The organism is Pseudomonas sp. SORGH_AS_0211 (genome assembly GCF_031453455.1).
Classification (GTDB): Bacteria; Pseudomonadota; Gammaproteobacteria; order Pseudomonadales; family Pseudomonadaceae; genus Chryseomonas; species Chryseomonas aestiva.
Window position 1 is genome coordinate 4009252 of the sequence record NZ_JAVIZV010000001.1, and the last position, 17130, is coordinate 4026381.

Genomic DNA, 17130 nt, shown 5'->3' on the forward strand with positions numbered 1-17130 from the left:
GGGCAGAATCATGATCATCGTCAATTCCCGCTTCATCACCCAGGATCTTCGCGGCGTCCAGCGCTTCGCGGAATGCATCTCGCTGGAGCTGGCGAAGCTGCGATCCGACCTGCGCTTCGTCGCGCCGCCCGGCGTCGTCAGGCCCGACGTGGCCAAGCGGCTGAACATCGAGATCATCGGCACCCGCCAGGGCCAGCGCTGGGAGCAATGGGACCTGCCGAACTGGCTGAAGAGCCAGGGCAGCCCCCTGCTGCTGTCGCTGTGCAGCACGGCGCCGCTGCTCTATACCAACCAGATCGCCACCCACCACGACATCAACTACGTGCGCTTTCCAGAGAGTTACTCGTGGAAATTCCGCACCTCGTACCGCTGCCTGATCCCCATGCTGCTCAAGCGCTCGAATGCCCTGATCACCGTGAGTGAATTCTCCCGGGACGAGATCTCGCGCTTCTATCGCTACCCGAGCGACTCGATCACGGTCGTACCCAATGCCGTCGCCGACGCCTTCACCCTGGCGCCGCGAATCGACAGCGCCGATACCCCCTATCTGCTGGCGGTGTCCTCGCCCAGCTACCACAAGAACTTCTCGCGGATGCTGGAAGCCTTCGCCGCCCTGCCGCGGGACCTCAAGGTCGAATTGCGTATCGTCGGCGACAGCCACGCCGTGTTCGGCCAGAGCGATCTGGCGACCCTGGCCGCCAGGGATCCGCGGGTCAAGCTGCTCGGCCGCATCGACGATGCCGAACTGGCGCGCCAGTATCGCCAGGCCACCGCCTTCGTCTTTCCGTCGCTCTACGAGGGGTTCGGCATCCCGCCCCTCGAAGCCCAGGCCTGCGGCTGCCCGGTGATCTCGGCCAATACCGCCTCCATGCCGGAAGTGCTGCAGGACAGCGTCCTCTATTTCGACCCCTACGAGACGGCCAGCATCACCCAGGCGATGCGCACCATCCTGCAGGACGCACCGCTCAGGGAGGCGCTCCGCGCCAAGGGCCTGGCCAACATCCAGCGCTTCAACTGGCAGACCTCGGCCAGCAAGGTCTCCGACCTGCTGGACAGCGCCCTGGCGAGCTCCTCGAAGACCACGGCCAGGGCCGCCTGAAACGACCACAGAACAATAATTCAGCGATCAAGAACTCATGGAAGAGACAAGCAACGCCATGGCAGGCCAGAGCCGCTCCTCGGTACCCCTGACGCTCGACAACGACACGAGAACGTCCGGGCGCGTCCTTCAGGTCGCTGAATGCCACCTACTGCAAGGCGGCTCGGACGACATCGCGGCAGCGACCGCGGAATGTCCGGATAACGCCGCTGCTTGCGAAACGCCTGCAACAGACACCGTCTTTGCACAAAGCCCAACCATCAAGTTGCACGAGCTCGACAGCCCTTCGGACAGCATCGAGATCACCCGGCTGCCCTGGGGATATGCAGTGACCAGAAAGACCCGCACTCCATGAATCAGCACCAGCACTTGATTTCATTTCACGCTTAAGGAAGACGACATGAAAATCGCCATCGTTCACGATTGGTTGGTAACCTTTGCTGGCGCCGAACGCGTGCTTGCCGAACTGCTCGACATCTGGCCGGAGGCGGACCTGTTCAGCGTGATCGACTTCCTTTCGGACGAGGATCGGGCGCAATTGCAGGGCAAGCAGGCGACCACCACCTTCATCCAGCGCCTGCCCCAGGCCAAGAAGCGCTATCAGACCTACCTGCCGCTGATGCCGCACGCCATCGAGCAACTCGACCTGTCCGGCTACGACCTGATCATCTCCAGCAGCCATGCGGTGGCCAAGGGCGTCCTGACCGGTCCGGACCAGCTGCACATCAGCTACGTCCACTCGCCCATCCGCTACGCCTGGGACCTGCAGCACCAGTACCTCAAGGAAGCCGGTCTCGACCGCGGCCTCAAGGGCAAGCTGGCGCGCGTCATCCTGCACTACGTCCGCATCTGGGATCAGCGCACCGCCGCTGGCGTGGACGCCTTCGTCGCCAACTCCCACTTCATCGCCCGGCGCATCAGCAAGGCCTATCGCCGCGAAGCCAAGGTCATCTATCCGCCGGTCGACATCAGTCGCTTCACGCCCAGCGGCGGCAAGGAGGACTTCTATCTCACGGCCTCGCGCATGGTGCCCTACAAGCGCATGCCCATGATCGTCGAAGCCTTCAGCTCGATGCCCGACAAGAAGCTGGTGGTGATCGGCGCCGGCCCCGAATTCGAGAAGGCCAAGGAAGTCGCCGGCCCCAACGTCACCATGCTGGGCTACCAGGATTTCGACTGCCTGCTGGATCACATGCGCCGGGCGCGGGCCTTCGTCTTTGCCGCCGAGGAAGATTTCGGCATCACCCCCATCGAAGCCCAGGCCTGCGGTACCCCCGTCATCGCCTATGGCCGGGGTGGCGTCCTGGAAACCGTGCGCGGCCTGGATACGCAACAGCCGACCGGCGTCTTCTATCCGGAGCAGACCGCTGCCTCGCTATGCGCCGCCGTGCGCCAGTTCGAGGCCCTGGAAACACCGATCAGCCAGCAGGCGTGCCGGCAGAATGCCGAGCGCTTCGCCACCAAGCGCTTCCGTCAGGAAATGCGCGCCTTCGTCGAAGCCCGGGTCGCCGCCCTGCACCTGCCCGCCGACCTGGATCTGGACATCGTGACGCCCTTTCCCAGCAAGGGCCTGCAGCCGAGTTCGCTGAGCACGGCCTGATGGTTACTCCTTCACGTCCATGAATTCCCGCGCCCAGACTCGATACTCCTGCAGTGTCGAGTACTTGGTGGAGAGTTCCGATGCGGACAGGTCGGACGCGGTGATGTCGCGCTGCTCCCTGAGGCAATCATAGGTCGCCTTGATCGCCGCGAAGTAGGCGGCATGGCCGTTCACCACGACCCGCACCCCGGCCTTGGCCAGGCGGGCGTTGTCACGCAACTGGGGATTGCCGTAGGTCACCAGCATCACCGGCACGCTCAGGTGCTGGGTGATCTCTTCCAGGTGCGCGAAATCGCGAATGCCGACCATGCAGATACCGTCCGCGCCTGCGGCCTCGTAGGCCTTGGTGCGGGAGATGACTTCCGCGGTGCTCAATTCGGTGGCATTGGTCCGGGCAAAGATGCTCAGGGCTTCGTCGATACGGGCTTCCAGCGCGCCCTTGATCTTGCCGATGCCTTCCTCGACGCTCACCAGGTCGGTGGACTTGCGGCCATAGCCGGCCGGCAGCACGGTGTCCTCGATGGTCAGGGCAGCCACCCCGGCGCGTTCGAGCTCGGTGATGGTGCGCATCACGTTCAGCGCATTGCCGTAGCCATGATCGGCGTCGGCGATGATGGGCAGCCGGGCGACCCGACCGATGCGCGTGGCCTGCTCGACGAACTCGCTCAGGGTGATCAGGGCGAAGTCCGGCGCGGCCAGCACCTGCAGGGAAGCCACCGACCCGCCAAGGATGCCCATTTCGAAACCGAGATCATTGGCGATGCGCGCCGACATGGGATCGAAGACGGACGCCGTGTGGTAGCAACTGTCCGATTTCAGCAGGGATCTGAACGCTAGACGCAGCTTGTGCGGGGAGGTTGGCTTCATAGGATTTTCCTTCTGGGATATACCGAACAGACAATGTTAGCGCGACAAGTAGTGGTGACACGACCAGATGTCCGGCTTTGAGATAAATCGATTCATCAAGCTGACTCACGGTCACCGCTCGGCCTCGCGCGCTTCAGCTACCGGAAGCCAGGGTCCGAATGTCGTCGAGCAAGGCTCAGCTGGCGCAGCCGGGCGCCGGAAATTTCGATACCCAAGTCTGCCTGGGCGAAGTGACAATAGTGGCCAGGCCCTGCCTTCCTGCCAATCCCGTCATTGCCTAATGCCATCATGCTTGCCGCCGACTTGCTAGACCGCTTCACCGCCCTGGATCTCTTTCTGACCCGGCATCAGCACCTGTGGCGGCCCAGACCCTTCGTCGAACGCGAACTGGCCTGGGAATCGAGCCATCCGGATCTGGCCCGCTGGCTGCGGGCCCGCAGTCTGGAAGCGGCCGAGGCGGCCCATAATACTCCCCAGCTGCTGGAAGCACCTGAACCCTTCCGCTCGCTGGCCGCCACCTCGCTGGCGCTGGGTCAGGTCGAGGAGCGCCAGGCGCAGCCCGGTCGCGATCGGCCTGGCAGGCAGGAAGTCGACGTGCCCGGACGCAAATGGCTGCAGATAGAAGCCTTCGCCCGCACGCTGGACTTTCAGCAACCCGTACAGCGCTGGGTCGACTGGTGTGCGGGCAAGGGCCACCTCGCCAGGCACCTGACCCATCAGGGTGCGCCGGCCGTCTGCCTGGAGGTCGATGCGGCTCTCGTCGAGGAGGGCGAAAGGCTCAGCCACCGGGCTCGAACCCTGGTGCACCATTATCAGGCCGATGTGCTCCAGCCGCTGGCAGGAGCACCGCTCGGCAGTCGCGACACCCCCGTCGCCCTGCACGCCTGCGGCGACCTGCACGTCCAGCTGCTCAGGGTGGCCGCGGAACGGGGCTGCCAGCAACTGGCCCTGGCGCCCTGCTGCTATGACCGCATCGCCGCTGCGGCATATGGTCCGCTGTCGGTGCCGGCCAAGGCCTCGGCGCTGCGGCTGGACCGGGAAGCCCTGCGCCTGGCCCTCTGTGAAACCGTCACCGGCGGGCAGCGGGTGCGGCGGGACAGAGACCTGTCCATGGCCCGCCGGCTGGGATTCGATCTCCTGCAGCGCGAGATCAGGGGCTGCGATACCTATCTGAATACGCCGCCGCTGCCCAGCCACTGGCTGCGCCAGCCCTTCTCGGCCTTCGGTGCGGAACTGGCGCGGCGCAAGGGATTGCGGCTGCCCACCGGGATCGACTGGCCCCTCTGGGAACACCGGGGCTTCCAGCGGCTGGCAGAAGTTCGTAATCTCGAACTGCTGCCCGGTCTGTTCCGGCGTCCTCTGGAGCTCTGGCTGGTGCTGGACCAGGCGCTGTTCCTACAGGAGCAAGGTTACAGTGTGAGGTTGGGGACCTTCTGTCCCGCCAGCCTGACACCGCGAAACCTGCTGCTGACCGCGGAAAAACGCCGCTTGGTATAGGCCTACAGCCGCTCTACCCTGCACGTTTGTCGGAATCTGAGCGGAGGAGTGTAAAAAATACCTTTTGGTGATGGACTTCTCACAAAGTCTGCACAATAGTTAGGTTGCAATCTCGCAAAAAAAGCAGGAATAACAAAAATGCGCTACTACCTGCCCGTTTGGACCGGCGTTGCCGGTTGCCTCGTCTTCGCCCAAGCCCAGCTGCCCTGGCTTGCGGTGGCCTCCCTCCTTGTCAGCTGGTCGTTCCTGCTGTTCTCGCACGACAACACGAGAAACTCAGCCTGGCATTCCAAGATCTCCAGCCTCCCCGTCAATTCCCCCCTGAGTTTTCAGTCCCACCATCGCCATTGAGGCGTGTTTCAGGCCAGGGACTGGCCTACACCCGACCTGACCGGTCTGGCTGTCTCATTGTTTGGCGAACCAGCTCACAACTTCCGCATCCCGCATTAAAGTCCGACGGAACGTTTTACCCCCTCCCGCTGCCCGGGCAAGCCACTCATCGCACCCTGATGCGAGAGAAGTGTGCCAGCCGTCCGCCCGCGTTGTGACGCACTCCGCCCTTCTTCACTTCCCTCCCCCCGTCGCAGACCGACTGGCGTGCTATTTGCCCTGATTTGGGGCAACTCGACAGCGTCGTCCGGCCTTTCTACCGTGTGAACCTCTTAATCAGTGCCGAGTCCTAACGTCGCTACAGCCATCATGGCATTTAGCGATCGGTGGTCAGTCATCGGTCCTAGAGCGCCATAGTGAACATTTCATACGCTGGTAGCTGCCTCGCCCAGTTGAAAGTTCGTGCACGGTATACGCACAAGGATGGAACCATGAATTTGAAAGAACGCGGCATTTTGCATACGAATTCCTCGGCAATCTCGCTCGCACACCGCCTGCTCGATCTCGCCGTGATCACGCTGAGCGCCTACGTGGCAGGCACCTGGGCGTCGGACACCGGCATGCGTCCCGAGCATTGGGTCGTCATCTTCCTGTCCTTGCTGATCTTCCACTTCCTCACCGAGCTGAACCACGTCTATGGTTCCTGGCGCGGCGAGCGCATCACCGATGAACTGCTCAAGATCGCCACCTACTGGGTGCTGACCTTCGCGACCGTGTTCATGGTGGACTACTTCTTCTTCGATCAGTCCTATCTGACGCCTGGCGTGATGCAGGGCTGGCTGGGTCTGACGCTGGGCACCCTGTGCGGCTATCGCGTGCTGCTGCGCTCGATCATGCATTCCCTGCGCAAGGCTGGCATCAATACCCGCAATGTCGCCATCGCCGGCAACGGCATGGTTGCCCAGCGCCTGGCGCACACCATCAGCACGGCGCCCTGGATGGGCCTGCGCATTGCCGGCTTCTATAGCGACAACCAGGATACCGGTGAGGAAGGCGTGCCCAGCCCGGCGCTGAATGGCGGCCTCGACCAACTCATGCAGGACGTCCGCTCCGGCCTGGTCGACAAGGTCTACATCACCCTGGGCATGGCCGATCAGAGCAAGATCAACTGGCTGGTCCAGGAGCTGAGCGACACCACGGCTTCGGTGTACATCATCCCGGACATCTTCATGTTCCACCTGCTGCACGCCCGCAGCGAAAGCCTGGACGGCCTGCCCAGCATCAGCATCTTCGATACCCCGATGGATGGCGCCAGCCATATCGTCAAACGTATCGAGGACATCGTGCTGGCTTCGATCATCCTCGCCATGATCTCCCTGCCCATGCTGGCCATCGCCATCGGCATCAAGATCACCTCGCCCGGTCCGATCTTCTTCAAGCAGAAGCGCTACGGCATGGATGGCAAGCCGATCGAAGTGTGGAAATTCCGCAGCATGAAGGTCATGGAAAACGGCGCCAAGGTCACCCAGGCCACCAAGAATGACTCCCGGATCACCCCGTTTGGTGCATTTTTACGACGTACGTCTCTCGATGAATTGCCTCAATTCATTAATGTACTCCGCGGCGAAATGTCCATCGTCGGTCCCCGCCCCCATGCCGTCGCTCACAACGAGCAGTACCGCAAGCTGGTGCAGGGCTACATGCTCCGCCATAAGATGAAGCCCGGCATTACCGGCTGGGCTCAGGTCAACGGCTGGCGCGGCGAGACCGACACCCTGGACAAGATGCAGAAACGCGTCGAGTTCGATCTGGACTACATCCACCATTGGTCCTTCTGGTGGGACGTCAAGATCATCTTCCTCACGCTGTTCAAAGGCTTCATCAATAAGAACGCATACTGAGTCTGGCCGGGGCCGCTGGCCCCACTGCTCAGCACGACGATCTGGAGCCTGGACTCCTGACTCTAATTACATCGGCAGCGAGCAACTCCCAAGGGGATTGCTGGGCTATCTGCCGTCGATACCTGTTGTCCGGACAACAGGAAGGTTTTGAAGAATGATCAAGTCGATATTGGTTGTATGCGAAGGGAACATCTGCCGTAGCCCGGTCGCAGAAGCACTACTGGCCAAGGCCCTGGAAGGCCGTGACGTCCAGGTCGGCTCGGCCGGCATCAGGGCGCTGGTCGGCCACGGCATCGAGAAGACCGCTCAGGAGGTACTACTACGGGAGAACGGCATCGATTTCACGACCCACAAAGCTCGCCAGGCGGATGCAGAGATGCTGCGCAAGGCGGATTTGATTTTGACCATGGAAGAGTTCCACTCACGCTCCGTCGAAAGTATTGCTCCTGAAGTCAGGGGTAAGGTTTTTCTGATCGGGAAATGGTTGAGCAATCAAGAAGTACCAGACCCTTATCGCCTTTCTAAAGAGATGTTTCAAAATGTCCAAATACTTTTGACGCGCTGTGTAGACAGTTGGCTTCCATACATCAAATAGGGAAGAAGGAATTTCATGACCACGATGCCTCGCTTTACTCCCGAAGTTAAGAATGAGTCGGATATCAACTTCTCCGCACTCTTCGGTATGTTGATCGATTACAAATGGCAACTCTTGTCGGTAATCGGCATTTTCGCTGCGCTCGGTATCGGCTATGCCATCCTGGCCACGCCGATGTATTCGTCCAACGCCATGATCCAGATCGAAATGGAGAAGAAGGGCGTTACCCGACTGACCGATCAGTCCACCGGCATGCCGCCGCCCATGCCCGAGGCGGTGACCGAGATCGAGCTGCTCAAGTCGCGCTCCGTGATCGGCAAGGCGATCGAGAACCTCAAGCTGGATATCGAGGTCAAGCCGCGCTACTTCCCGCTGATCGGCAACTTCGTCGCACGTCGTTTCGATCCGCAGAATGAAACCGACGTCGCCTCTCCCCTGCTCGGCCTGAACAGCTTTGCCTGGGGCGGCGAGAAGCTGGTCATCGACCAGCTGGAAGTACCGGACAGCAATCTCGACAAGCCGATGAAGCTGAAGGTCGAGGACAACCAGAACTTCACCGTCTTCAATGCCGACGACGAAGTGGTACTGCACGGTGGCCTCGGCCAGCCGGTGAGCAATGCCGGGTACCAGATCAAGGTGACTACGCTGCAGGCTCGCCCCGGCACCGAATTCACCATCATGAAGAAGCGTTTCTCCAAGACCATCCAGGAATACCAAGGCCGCATCGTCGCCGGTGAGCGCGGCAAGATGTCGGGCATCATCGGTGTCGGTCTGCAGGACGCGGATCCGCTGAAGGCCCAGGCCATCGTCCAGGAAGTCGCGGACATCTACGTTCAGCAGAACATCGATCGCAACGCCGCCGAGTCCACCCAGAGTCTGGAATTCCTGCGTGCCCAGATCCCGGTCGTGAAATCCGACCTGGAAAAGGCTCAGTCCGCGCTGAACTACTACCAGACCAACAAGAAGTCGGTCGATATCGACAGCGAGACCAAGGGTGTCCTGGAACAGACCGTTGCCCTGGACAACCAGATCTCCGAGCTGAACCTGAAGCGCACCGAGATGGATCGCAAGTTCACTCGCCAGCACCCGGCCTACCAGGCGCTGATGAGCCAGCTGGGCCAACTCCAGGCCGAGCGCGCCAAGCTGCAGAAGCGCGTCGAAGTGCTGCCGGAAACCCAGCAGGAACTGCTGCGTCTGAACCGCGACATCGAAGTGACCGGCCAGACCTATGCGCTGATGCTGAACAAGGCTCAGGAACTGGAAGTCATTCGCGCCGGTACCGTGGGTAGCGTCCGCATCATCGACAACGCCAACGCCAACGTCGACGATCCGTCCGCGCCCAACAAGCCGCTGATCATCGCCGTCGCCATCATCCTCGGCGGCATCGTCGGCCTGGCCATCGTCTACACCCGCCATACCCTGCGTCGCGGTGTCGAGACCCCGGAAGCCATCGAGCAGATCGGTCTGCCGGTCTACGCCTCGATCCCCTACAGCAAGAACCAGGCGGACACCACCAAGGTACTGGGCACCAAGCAGCCGGGCGAATCCTCGCTGACCGCCATCACCCATCCGACCGATCTGAGCACCGAGGCGCTGCGCAGCCTGCGTACCAGCCTGCACTTCGCCATGATCGAGGCCAAGAACAACATCCTGATGATCTCCGGTCCCAGCCCGGGCGTCGGCAAGTCCTTCGTGTCCTCGAACCTGGCCGCGGTGATCGCCGAGTCCGGCCAGCGCGTCCTGCTGATCGACGGCGACATGCGCAAGGGCTATCTGCACAAGCTGATGAACACCAAGCAGCAGGACGGCCTGTCCGATCTGCTGAGTGGCCGCATCGCCCTGAACGACGCCATCAAGAAGACCGAAGTCGGCAGCCTGGATTTCGTCTCCTGCGGCCAGTTCCCGCCGAATCCGTCGGAACTGCTGATGAGCTTGCGCTTCACCACCGTGCTGAAGAAATTCAGCGAGCTGTACGACATCGTGATCATCGACACCCCGCCGATCCTGGCGGTGACCGAGGCCGGCATCATCGGCAGCCACGCCGGTACCAGCCTGATCGTCGCACGTTTCGGCGTGAACAGTGTCAAGGAGCTTGAGGCGACCAAGCGCCGCTTCGACCTCAACGGCATTCCGCTCAAGGGCGTGATCTTCAACGCCGTCGAACGCAAGGCCAGTAACTACGGCTCCTATGGCAACTACCACTACTCCTACGAGCAGGACGCCAAGAGCTGATGCACGACCCCGGCTGGACGGCCTGAGCGCCGTCCAGCCAATCCCTTCAGGGATCGCGGCAGTATTCGTACAGGCGCATCGAACAAGAAACTACCTCACACAGCGATTTCGAAGGGTTCGCCTCTGAACCCGGCCACGCTTGGCAGCCTTGGATCTCGACGCTGTACCGGATTGATGATTCTGAAGAATAGGAACACGCCAATGAACGTAGTCATGGTGCTCAACTACAAGGCCCCCAACGAAACCATCAGTTGTGTGGAGAGCATCCTCAAGCACTGCCCGTCCATCGATCACACGGTGGTGGTGGACAATGATTCCCAGGACGGCTCCATCGACGTCCTGCAACGCTGGCAGGCCGAAAACGGCCTGAGCCAGGTCACCGTGCTCGCCAGTCCGCGCAACGACGGCTATGCCGGTGGCAACAACTACGGCATGCGCTGGGCGCTGGACAATCTGGCGGTCAAGCATTTCTGGGTCGTCAACAACGACGCCTACGTCAAGGACGATGCCTTCGCGCCATTGCTGGCCGAACTGCAGCGCGCGCCCAAGACCATCGTCGGTTCGGTGATCCTGAGCTCCCAGACCGGTCGCCTGGAGTGCTATGGCGGCGGCATCCTCTATCCGCTGCTGGGCAAGTCCAAGCTGCTGGGCAAGGACATCGAGGTCAGCGAGATCGCCAAGCTGGACCGTGAACCCGATTACATCATGGGCTGCAGCATGGCGTTCTGCGCCAGCCTGCTGACCGAGATCGGATTCATGGACGAAGCCTACTTCATGTACTCCGAAGAGGTGGACTGGCAGCACCAGGCCAAGCGCAAGGGCGTCGCCCTTAAGGTTTCACCCGAGAGCCAGCTCTATCATTACGGCTCCATGAGCTCGGGTGGACGTAGCGCCTTCTATCACTACTTCCGCAACCGCGCGGCGACGCGTTTCAATCGCAAGTTCCACGGTACCCCCTACGCACTGGTCTCCGCCGTGTTGCTGTCCGGCATCACCGTGCTCAAGGAATTCAAGAATCCGAAACTGGCCTGGTCTGGCGTCAAGGGCGCCTTCAAGGGAGCGACGATGCATGTCTAACCTACGCACCCAAGCCTTTGGTATCGACTTCTTCACCGGTACCAAGGACGAGCTGCTGAACTCGATCAGCCAGGACATCCATCGGCCCTACAGCTACATCGTCACGCCGAACATCGACCATGTCGTGCAGCTGCAGAGCAATGCCGACATGCGCGAGTCCTACCAGCGCGCCGGCAAGCGCATCTGCGACAGCCGGATCCTGATGCCCATCCTCAAGTCGCTGGGCGTCGCCGTGCCCGAGGTCATCACCGGCAGCGATCTGACCCTGAGCATCCTGCGCAAGGCCAACGACGAGCGCCTGTCGGTGGTGCTGATCGGCTCCAGCGAGAACGACGTCGGCAAGCTGCGCCGGATGTATCCGCACATCCAGCTGGCGCACTACAATCCGCCGATGGGCTTCATCAACGATCCGCTGGAGACGCAGAAATGCGTCGACTTCGTGATGCAGAATCCGTCGGAATTCATCCTCTATGCCGTAGGGGCGCCGCGTCAGGAAAAGCTCGCGCGGCAGATCGACAGCAGCAAGCGTACCGGTGTCGGCCTGTGCATCGGCGCGTCCATCCTGTTCGCCGTGGGCACCGTCAAGCGCGCACCGCGCTGGATGCAGAAAGCCAGGCTGGAATGGCTGCACCGGCTGTGCTCGGAGCCCAAGCGGCTGGCCAAGCGTTATGTGCACGATGCGCTGAGCATCCTGCCCATCTATCTCAAGGAACGCAGCAGTCGACGCACCTGAGTGGCTGCCCCGCAGCGTTCTCAGCCGCAAGGAAGATGACCACCGGACAAGCCGTCCGGTGGTCCCGTCTGGATGGGTAGGTCTATGAGCATTCTCCGTAAAAGTACCGTTTCCTTCGTTCTCCTGATCCCGTTGCTGATCCTGCACCTGGACGTGTTCGGCGAGAGCCCGCACAACCCGGTCGGCATCCTCTACCTGAACGAGCTGTATCTGGCCATCTGCATGGCCTTCACCTTCTTCTACCTGCTGACCAGCATTGGCACCCAGCAGCGCGAATTCAAGATCCTGATGACCTACGCCGTCTATTCGTCGGTGGTCTTCATCGGGTTGCCGGCGATCTTTTCCTTCCTGTTCTACGGTCAGCCGCTGATCTATGGCCTGATCGAGGAGCGGCGGATCCTGTTCTGCTTCGGTTTCGCCACCCTGATGTTCCTCGGGCGCAACATGACCGCCTCGCAATTCGAGAAGGCCCTGCTGATCACCGCGCTGCTGGCCGCCGTCATGGCCTGGATGTTCAAGTTCGGCGCGCTGCCGGACCTGCGTGACAAGCAGTCCTCCTTCGACCGTCCGGATCGCTCTTCCATCGGTGCGCCGGCGCTGTGCCTGGCCTACTTCTACTGCATCCAGACCTGGAACAAGGGCATCTCGCCGATCGATGGCTCGGCGCGCAGCAAGACCGTCCATATCGTGCTGGCCATGTTCTTCCTGCTGACCCTGGTGTTCGGTACCCAGACCCGTCAGCTGATCGTGCTGGCGCTGTGCTTCACCGTGTTCTGCCTGAAGAGCAAGTCGATCGTCTGGATCTGCGTGGCGGGGCTGCTGCTGTCGCCCTTCTTCATCTTCCCCGATCTGATGAAGGTGCTGGGGCTGAATCTGGACTTCTATGCCCAGTCGGTGCAGGACGGTCCTACCGACGGCGTGCGCGAGCAGACCCTCGGCTTCATCTTCTCCCACCTCAGCCAGAACCACTGGTTGCCGAGCGGCTCGCTGTCGCTGATGTGGAACAACGGCTTCATCCCCTATTTCGGCGAGTACTTCTTCCTCTCCGACGTCGGGGTGTTCGGCACCCTGTTCCGCTTCGGCTTCCTGGCCTTCATCATCATCCCGGTATCGCTGTTCCTCTACTATCGCTGGGCGAAGATGCTGCATCCCGATACCGGTTTCGTGGTGACCGCCACCCTGGCCCAGCTGGTGATCTGGCCGCTGGCCGGCTTCTTCGAGTACCTCCAAGCCACCATCTGCTACCTGATGGTGATCCAGGCGCTGCGCACGCTGCACCACTACAGCTCCGCGTCCGCCCCGGAGACCTACGTCAGCAGTCCCTACCCGCGCCCGAGCAGCCAGCTGGCTCGCCCGGTCTGATCCCTCGTGCCGCCCGGCGTCCGCCGGGCGGCCCCAAGGAGTTTTCACCCCCACGATGTCGATGATCAAAAACAGCACCTGGAACATCCTGGGTGTCGTCATTCCCAGTGCCATCGCGCTGCCCACCATGGGCGTGCTGTCGCGCCTGCTCGGTGTCGAGCAATTCGGCCTGTTCACCCTGGCCTTCGCCATTGTCGGCTATGCCACCCTGTTCGATGCCGGCCTGTCGCGCGCGGTGATCCGCGCCGTCGCCATGCACCACGGCGACAAGGAGCGCAACCGGCTGGTCATGGGTACGGCCACCGGCGCCGTCATCGGCTTGAGTCTGCTGGCGACGCTGCTGCTGTGGTTCGGCGCCGGCAAGGTGGTGAGTCTGCTGCACGTCTCGCCCGAGCATTTCGACAATGCCGTGGCCGGCTTTCGCTGGCTGAGCCTGTGCGTCCCGCCCTTCCTGCTGGCGACGGTCTGGTTCGCCTACCTGGAAGGCAACGAGCGCTTCGGCGAATTCAACATCCTGCGGACCTTCTCCAACAGTCTGCTGGCGATCGCGCCGCTGATCGCGGTGCTGATCGAACCGAGCTTTTCCGCCACCGTGATCGGCCTGGTGCTGGCCCGGATCGTCTCCATGGCGCTGGCCTACTGGCCGCTGCACAAGGATTTCCCGGAAGGCATCCGTACCTTCAAGGCCGAGGTGTTCAAGGAGCTGTTGAAATTCGGCAGCTGGATGACGGTAAGCAACATCATCAGTCCGCTGATGGTCTACTTCGACCGCTTCGTGCTGTCGCACATGGTCGGCGCCAGCCGGGTGTCCTTCTACACCGCCCCGGCCGAGGCGGTCTCGCGGATGCTGATCATCCCCAATGCCGTGGCCCGGGTGGTGTTCCCACTGCTGAGCAAGAGCGGCGAGGACGCCGCGCGCCAGGCCAACAAGGCCTTCTGGGGCCTGCTGCTGATCAGTCTGGCGATGGTGCTGCCGATCCTGGCGCTGGCGCCCTGGATCATGACCGTATGGATGGGCCCGGAGTACGGCGGCGATGCCGCGCAGATCCTGCGCATCCTGGTGGTGGGCTTCATCTTCAACGCCCTGGCGCAGATTCCCTTCGCCAAGATCCAGGCCCGCGGTCATTCGCGGACCACCGCGATGATCCATCTCGCCGAACTGCTGCCCTACCTGGGTCTGCTGGTGGTCTGCATCCAGCATTTCTCCATCATGGGCGCCGCCATCGCCTGGACCATCCGGGTGACCGTGGACTATCTGGCGCTGGAATACTTCGCCCGGCGCACACCGCCGCTGCAACCCACGCCGGTCTATCAGCAGAGCTCCTGAGGGAGCCTGCCTTGACGAATTTCCGCAACACACGAGAGGTGCTGTCCGTGTCACGAGTGAAACGTCGTATCGGTGGTGGCCTGCTGGCCACCATCTTGTTGTCCGCGGCGCTTTATGGCCAGGCTCAGCCCGAGTCGGCGACGGCCAAGGTGGACCTCATCGGCATCAACATGTCGGCCGCCGGCTTCGCCGGCCAGGTCCTGCCCGGCGTGGAAGGCACCAACTACTTCTATCCCACCGAAGATTACTTCCGCCGCTACGCGGCCAAGGGCATCCGCTTCATCCGCTTCCCCTTCCTCTGGGAGCGGGTGCAACCCCAGCTGGGTGGTGACCTGGACCAGGCCCAGGTCGCGCTGCTGCAGCGCACCCTGGATTTCGCCGACAAGTACGGTATCCGCGTGATCCTGGACATGCACAACTACGCGCGCTATCGCGGTCAGCTGATCGGCTCGTCCCAGGTGCCCTACGCCAGCTACGCCGATGCCTGGAAACGCCTGGCCCTGACCTTCCAGAAGCATCCGGCGCTGTACGGCTACGATGTCATGAACGAGCCCCACGACACCCAGGGTCTCTGGCCCCGCGCGGCGCAGACGGCCGTGGACAGCATCCGCAGCGTCGACATGCAGACGCCGATCTTCATCGCCGGCGACAGCTGGTCCAGTGCCCAGCGCTGGCCCCAGGTGAATGGCGATCTGCTGATCAAGGATCCGGCGGACAACCTCATCTATGAGGCCCATATCTACTTCGACGACGATTCCAGCGGCAATTACGCCTCGGGCATGAAGGGCGTCCATCCCATGATCGGCGTGGAAAGAACCCGCCCCTTCATCGAATGGCTGAAACAGCACAATTTGCGCGGCTTCGTTGGCGAATATGGGATACCTGCACACCCACAGTGGCTGGAAGCCATGGACAATCTGCTGAGCTATCTGGGCGAGCAGTGCGTACCCAGCGCCTATTGGGCGGCCGGTCCGGGCTGGGGCGACTATCCTCTGGCCATCGAACCGAAGAACGGCGCGGAGAAGCCGCAGACGGCCCTGCTGCAAAAACACCTGAACAAACATGACTGCCAAGTCATAGGACCTCGTTAGCGGAGATGTGACAGATTTCGAACGGCGTCACCTTTTTCCGCTCCCGGGGCGCTGAACTCGATGGCTAAAGGCCAGTCCTAGACCAGCAGACTCAGGTGCTCATACAACTAAAAGCTGAGACCTCGAGTTCTCTCGCACGCTGGACAGACGGGTCACATGGAACCTGGTCCACCGTCGAGGCTCGCCGCGTCTCGCGAAGGAACACCATGAATAACCGGCTCGTTGCTTCTACCTTCCGATTTATTCCTCTTGCTCACACTCAATCAGCAATCAAGGACGAATGACATGAAAACCAAATTTACCGCTCTGGCCTTGCTGTCCGGCATCGTCCTGCAAGGTTGTGCCTACTCCCCGGGTCAGTACCTGGACCAGGACGACCTGAAGAGCGATCCGAGCATCCAGGGCACCAAGGTCCAGCTGATCCCGATCACCAGCTCGCTGCTGATGAGCCAGGATTCCGCGGCCCTGTCCAAGGCTCCCGACCTCAAGCCCCTGCTGGACTACAAGCCGCAGGCTTACCGCGTCGGTGCGAGCGACCTGCTCTACATCACCGTCTGGGATCACCCCGAACTGACCGCTCCGTCCGGCGCCCAGCAGCAGCTGGAAGCCAACGGTCGCCTGGTCCGTCCGGATGGCACCCTGTTCTACCCCTACGTCGGCACCGTGCGCGCCGCCGGCAAGACCCTGGAAGAGATCCGCACCGATATCTCCCGCCGTCTGGCCACCTTCATCGACAATCCCCAGATTGACGTCAGCGTGCTGAAGTTCGGCAGCCAGAAGGTCACCATCTCCGGTGCTGTGAACAAGGGCGATGCCATTCCCCTGACCACCAAGCCCATCACCCTGGTGGAAGCCCTGGGTCAGGTCGGTGTGGCCAACAGCGGTGGCGCCGACCTGACTGGCGTGACCCTGGTCCGCGACGGCAAGGAATACCGTCTGGATACCGACAGCCTGAACCGCAAGGATTCCAAGCTGTACGGCATCTACCTGAAGGACGGTGACAGCATCCACCTGCCCTACAACGATGCCCGCAAGGTATACGTGGTCGGTGAAGTCCGCTCCCCGGCAGCGGTCAGCTACAAGATCACCAACCTGAACCTGATGGAAGCCCTGAGCGAGGCCGGTGGCATCCAGCAGGAAACCGCCAACGCCGATGCCGTCTACGTCATCCGTGGCCCGGAAGATCTGAAGGCGCCGGGTGCCACTGCCCAGGTCTTCCACCTGGCGGCCAAGAACCCGACCGCCTATGTGCTGGCGCAGAACTTCCATCTGCAGCCGCAGGACGTGGTCTTCGTTGGCCCGGCCGGTATCACCCGCTGGAACCGCTTCGTCAGCCAACTGCTGGGTTCCACCAACATCCTGTCCTCCAGCGCCAGCCTGAACAGCAGCTTCAAGTAATAGCGCTCGCTTGCCGTCATG

15 protein-coding genes are annotated in these 17130 nt (G+C 61.8%); 14 read left to right on the top strand and 1 reads right to left on the bottom strand.

Annotated elements, in window-relative coordinates:
- The first annotated feature begins 10 nt into the window (after positions 1 to 10).
- Genes QE393_RS18595 through QE393_RS18605 form a run of 3 tightly spaced genes read left to right on the top strand, consistent with a single transcriptional unit; the run spans position 11 to position 2699 of the window.
- Entirely contained in the window at positions 11 to 1099 is a 1089-nt protein-coding gene (locus QE393_RS18595; RefSeq protein ID WP_133860429.1) for a glycosyltransferase family 1 protein, read from the top strand.
- Between the two features lie 37 nt (positions 1100 to 1136).
- Complete coding sequence (locus QE393_RS18600; RefSeq protein ID WP_273806895.1) at positions 1137 to 1454, top strand: hypothetical protein; 318 nt, start codon at positions 1137 to 1139, stop codon at positions 1452 to 1454.
- A gap of 45 nt (positions 1455 to 1499) precedes the next feature.
- A complete protein-coding gene (locus tag QE393_RS18605; protein WP_273806896.1) occupies positions 1500 to 2699 on the top strand; it encodes a glycosyltransferase family 4 protein in 1200 nt (399 codons plus the stop codon).
- 3 nt (positions 2700 to 2702) lie between these two features.
- Here QE393_RS18605 and QE393_RS18610 read toward each other — a convergent pair whose 3' ends face one another.
- Positions 2703 to 3566, bottom strand: coding sequence for an oxaloacetate decarboxylase (locus tag QE393_RS18610; RefSeq protein ID WP_133860426.1), 864 nt, complete (start codon positions 3564 to 3566; stop codon positions 2703 to 2705).
- 288 nt (positions 3567 to 3854) lie between these two features.
- Between QE393_RS18610 and QE393_RS18615 the strand changes: the two genes are divergently transcribed.
- The 11 genes from QE393_RS18615 (at position 3855) to QE393_RS18665 (ending at position 17109) form a co-directional block, all read left to right on the top strand.
- On the top strand, positions 3855 to 5063 hold the full coding sequence (locus QE393_RS18615) for a methyltransferase (RefSeq protein WP_273806897.1): 1209 nt from the start codon (positions 3855 to 3857) through the stop codon (positions 5061 to 5063).
- A gap of 138 nt (positions 5064 to 5201) precedes the next feature.
- A complete protein-coding gene (locus QE393_RS18620; RefSeq protein ID WP_133860424.1) occupies positions 5202 to 5414 on the top strand; it encodes a hypothetical protein in 213 nt (70 codons plus the stop codon).
- Between the two features lie 470 nt (positions 5415 to 5884).
- Positions 5885 to 7294, top strand: coding sequence for an undecaprenyl-phosphate glucose phosphotransferase (locus QE393_RS18625; RefSeq protein WP_133860423.1), 1410 nt, complete (start codon positions 5885 to 5887; stop codon positions 7292 to 7294).
- Positions 7295 to 7448: 154 nt separating this feature from the next.
- Positions 7449 to 7889, top strand: a complete 441-nt coding sequence (locus QE393_RS18630; protein WP_133860422.1) for a low molecular weight protein-tyrosine-phosphatase — start codon at positions 7449 to 7451, stop codon at positions 7887 to 7889.
- A gap of 15 nt (positions 7890 to 7904) precedes the next feature.
- Positions 7905 to 10121, top strand: a complete 2217-nt coding sequence (locus tag QE393_RS18635; protein WP_133860421.1) for a polysaccharide biosynthesis tyrosine autokinase — start codon at positions 7905 to 7907, stop codon at positions 10119 to 10121.
- Positions 10122 to 10322: 201 nt separating this feature from the next.
- The gene (locus QE393_RS18640) at positions 10323 to 11198 is read left to right on the top strand and encodes a glycosyltransferase family 2 protein (RefSeq protein WP_273806898.1); all 876 of its coding nucleotides are present in this window, start codon (positions 10323 to 10325) and stop codon (positions 11196 to 11198) included.
- Complete coding sequence (locus QE393_RS18645; protein ID WP_158889710.1) at positions 11191 to 11931, top strand: WecB/TagA/CpsF family glycosyltransferase; 741 nt, start codon at positions 11191 to 11193, stop codon at positions 11929 to 11931. Before QE393_RS18640 ends, QE393_RS18645 begins: the two co-directional genes overlap by 8 nt.
- Before the next feature lie 84 nt (positions 11932 to 12015).
- Positions 12016 to 13293, top strand: a complete 1278-nt coding sequence (locus QE393_RS18650; RefSeq protein WP_273806899.1) for a hypothetical protein — start codon at positions 12016 to 12018, stop codon at positions 13291 to 13293.
- 55 nt (positions 13294 to 13348) lie between these two features.
- Complete coding sequence (locus QE393_RS18655) at positions 13349 to 14620, top strand: flippase (protein ID WP_310044988.1); 1272 nt, start codon at positions 13349 to 13351, stop codon at positions 14618 to 14620.
- 56 nt (positions 14621 to 14676) lie between these two features.
- Positions 14677 to 15711 (top strand): glycoside hydrolase family 5 protein, encoded by a 1035-nt coding sequence (locus QE393_RS18660; RefSeq protein ID WP_310045648.1) that lies wholly within the window; start codon positions 14677 to 14679, stop codon positions 15709 to 15711.
- A 285-nt stretch (positions 15712 to 15996) separates the two neighbouring features.
- The gene (locus QE393_RS18665) at positions 15997 to 17109 is read left to right on the top strand and encodes a polysaccharide biosynthesis/export family protein (RefSeq protein ID WP_310044989.1); all 1113 of its coding nucleotides are present in this window, start codon (positions 15997 to 15999) and stop codon (positions 17107 to 17109) included.
- Positions 17110 to 17130: the final 21 nt, after the last annotated feature.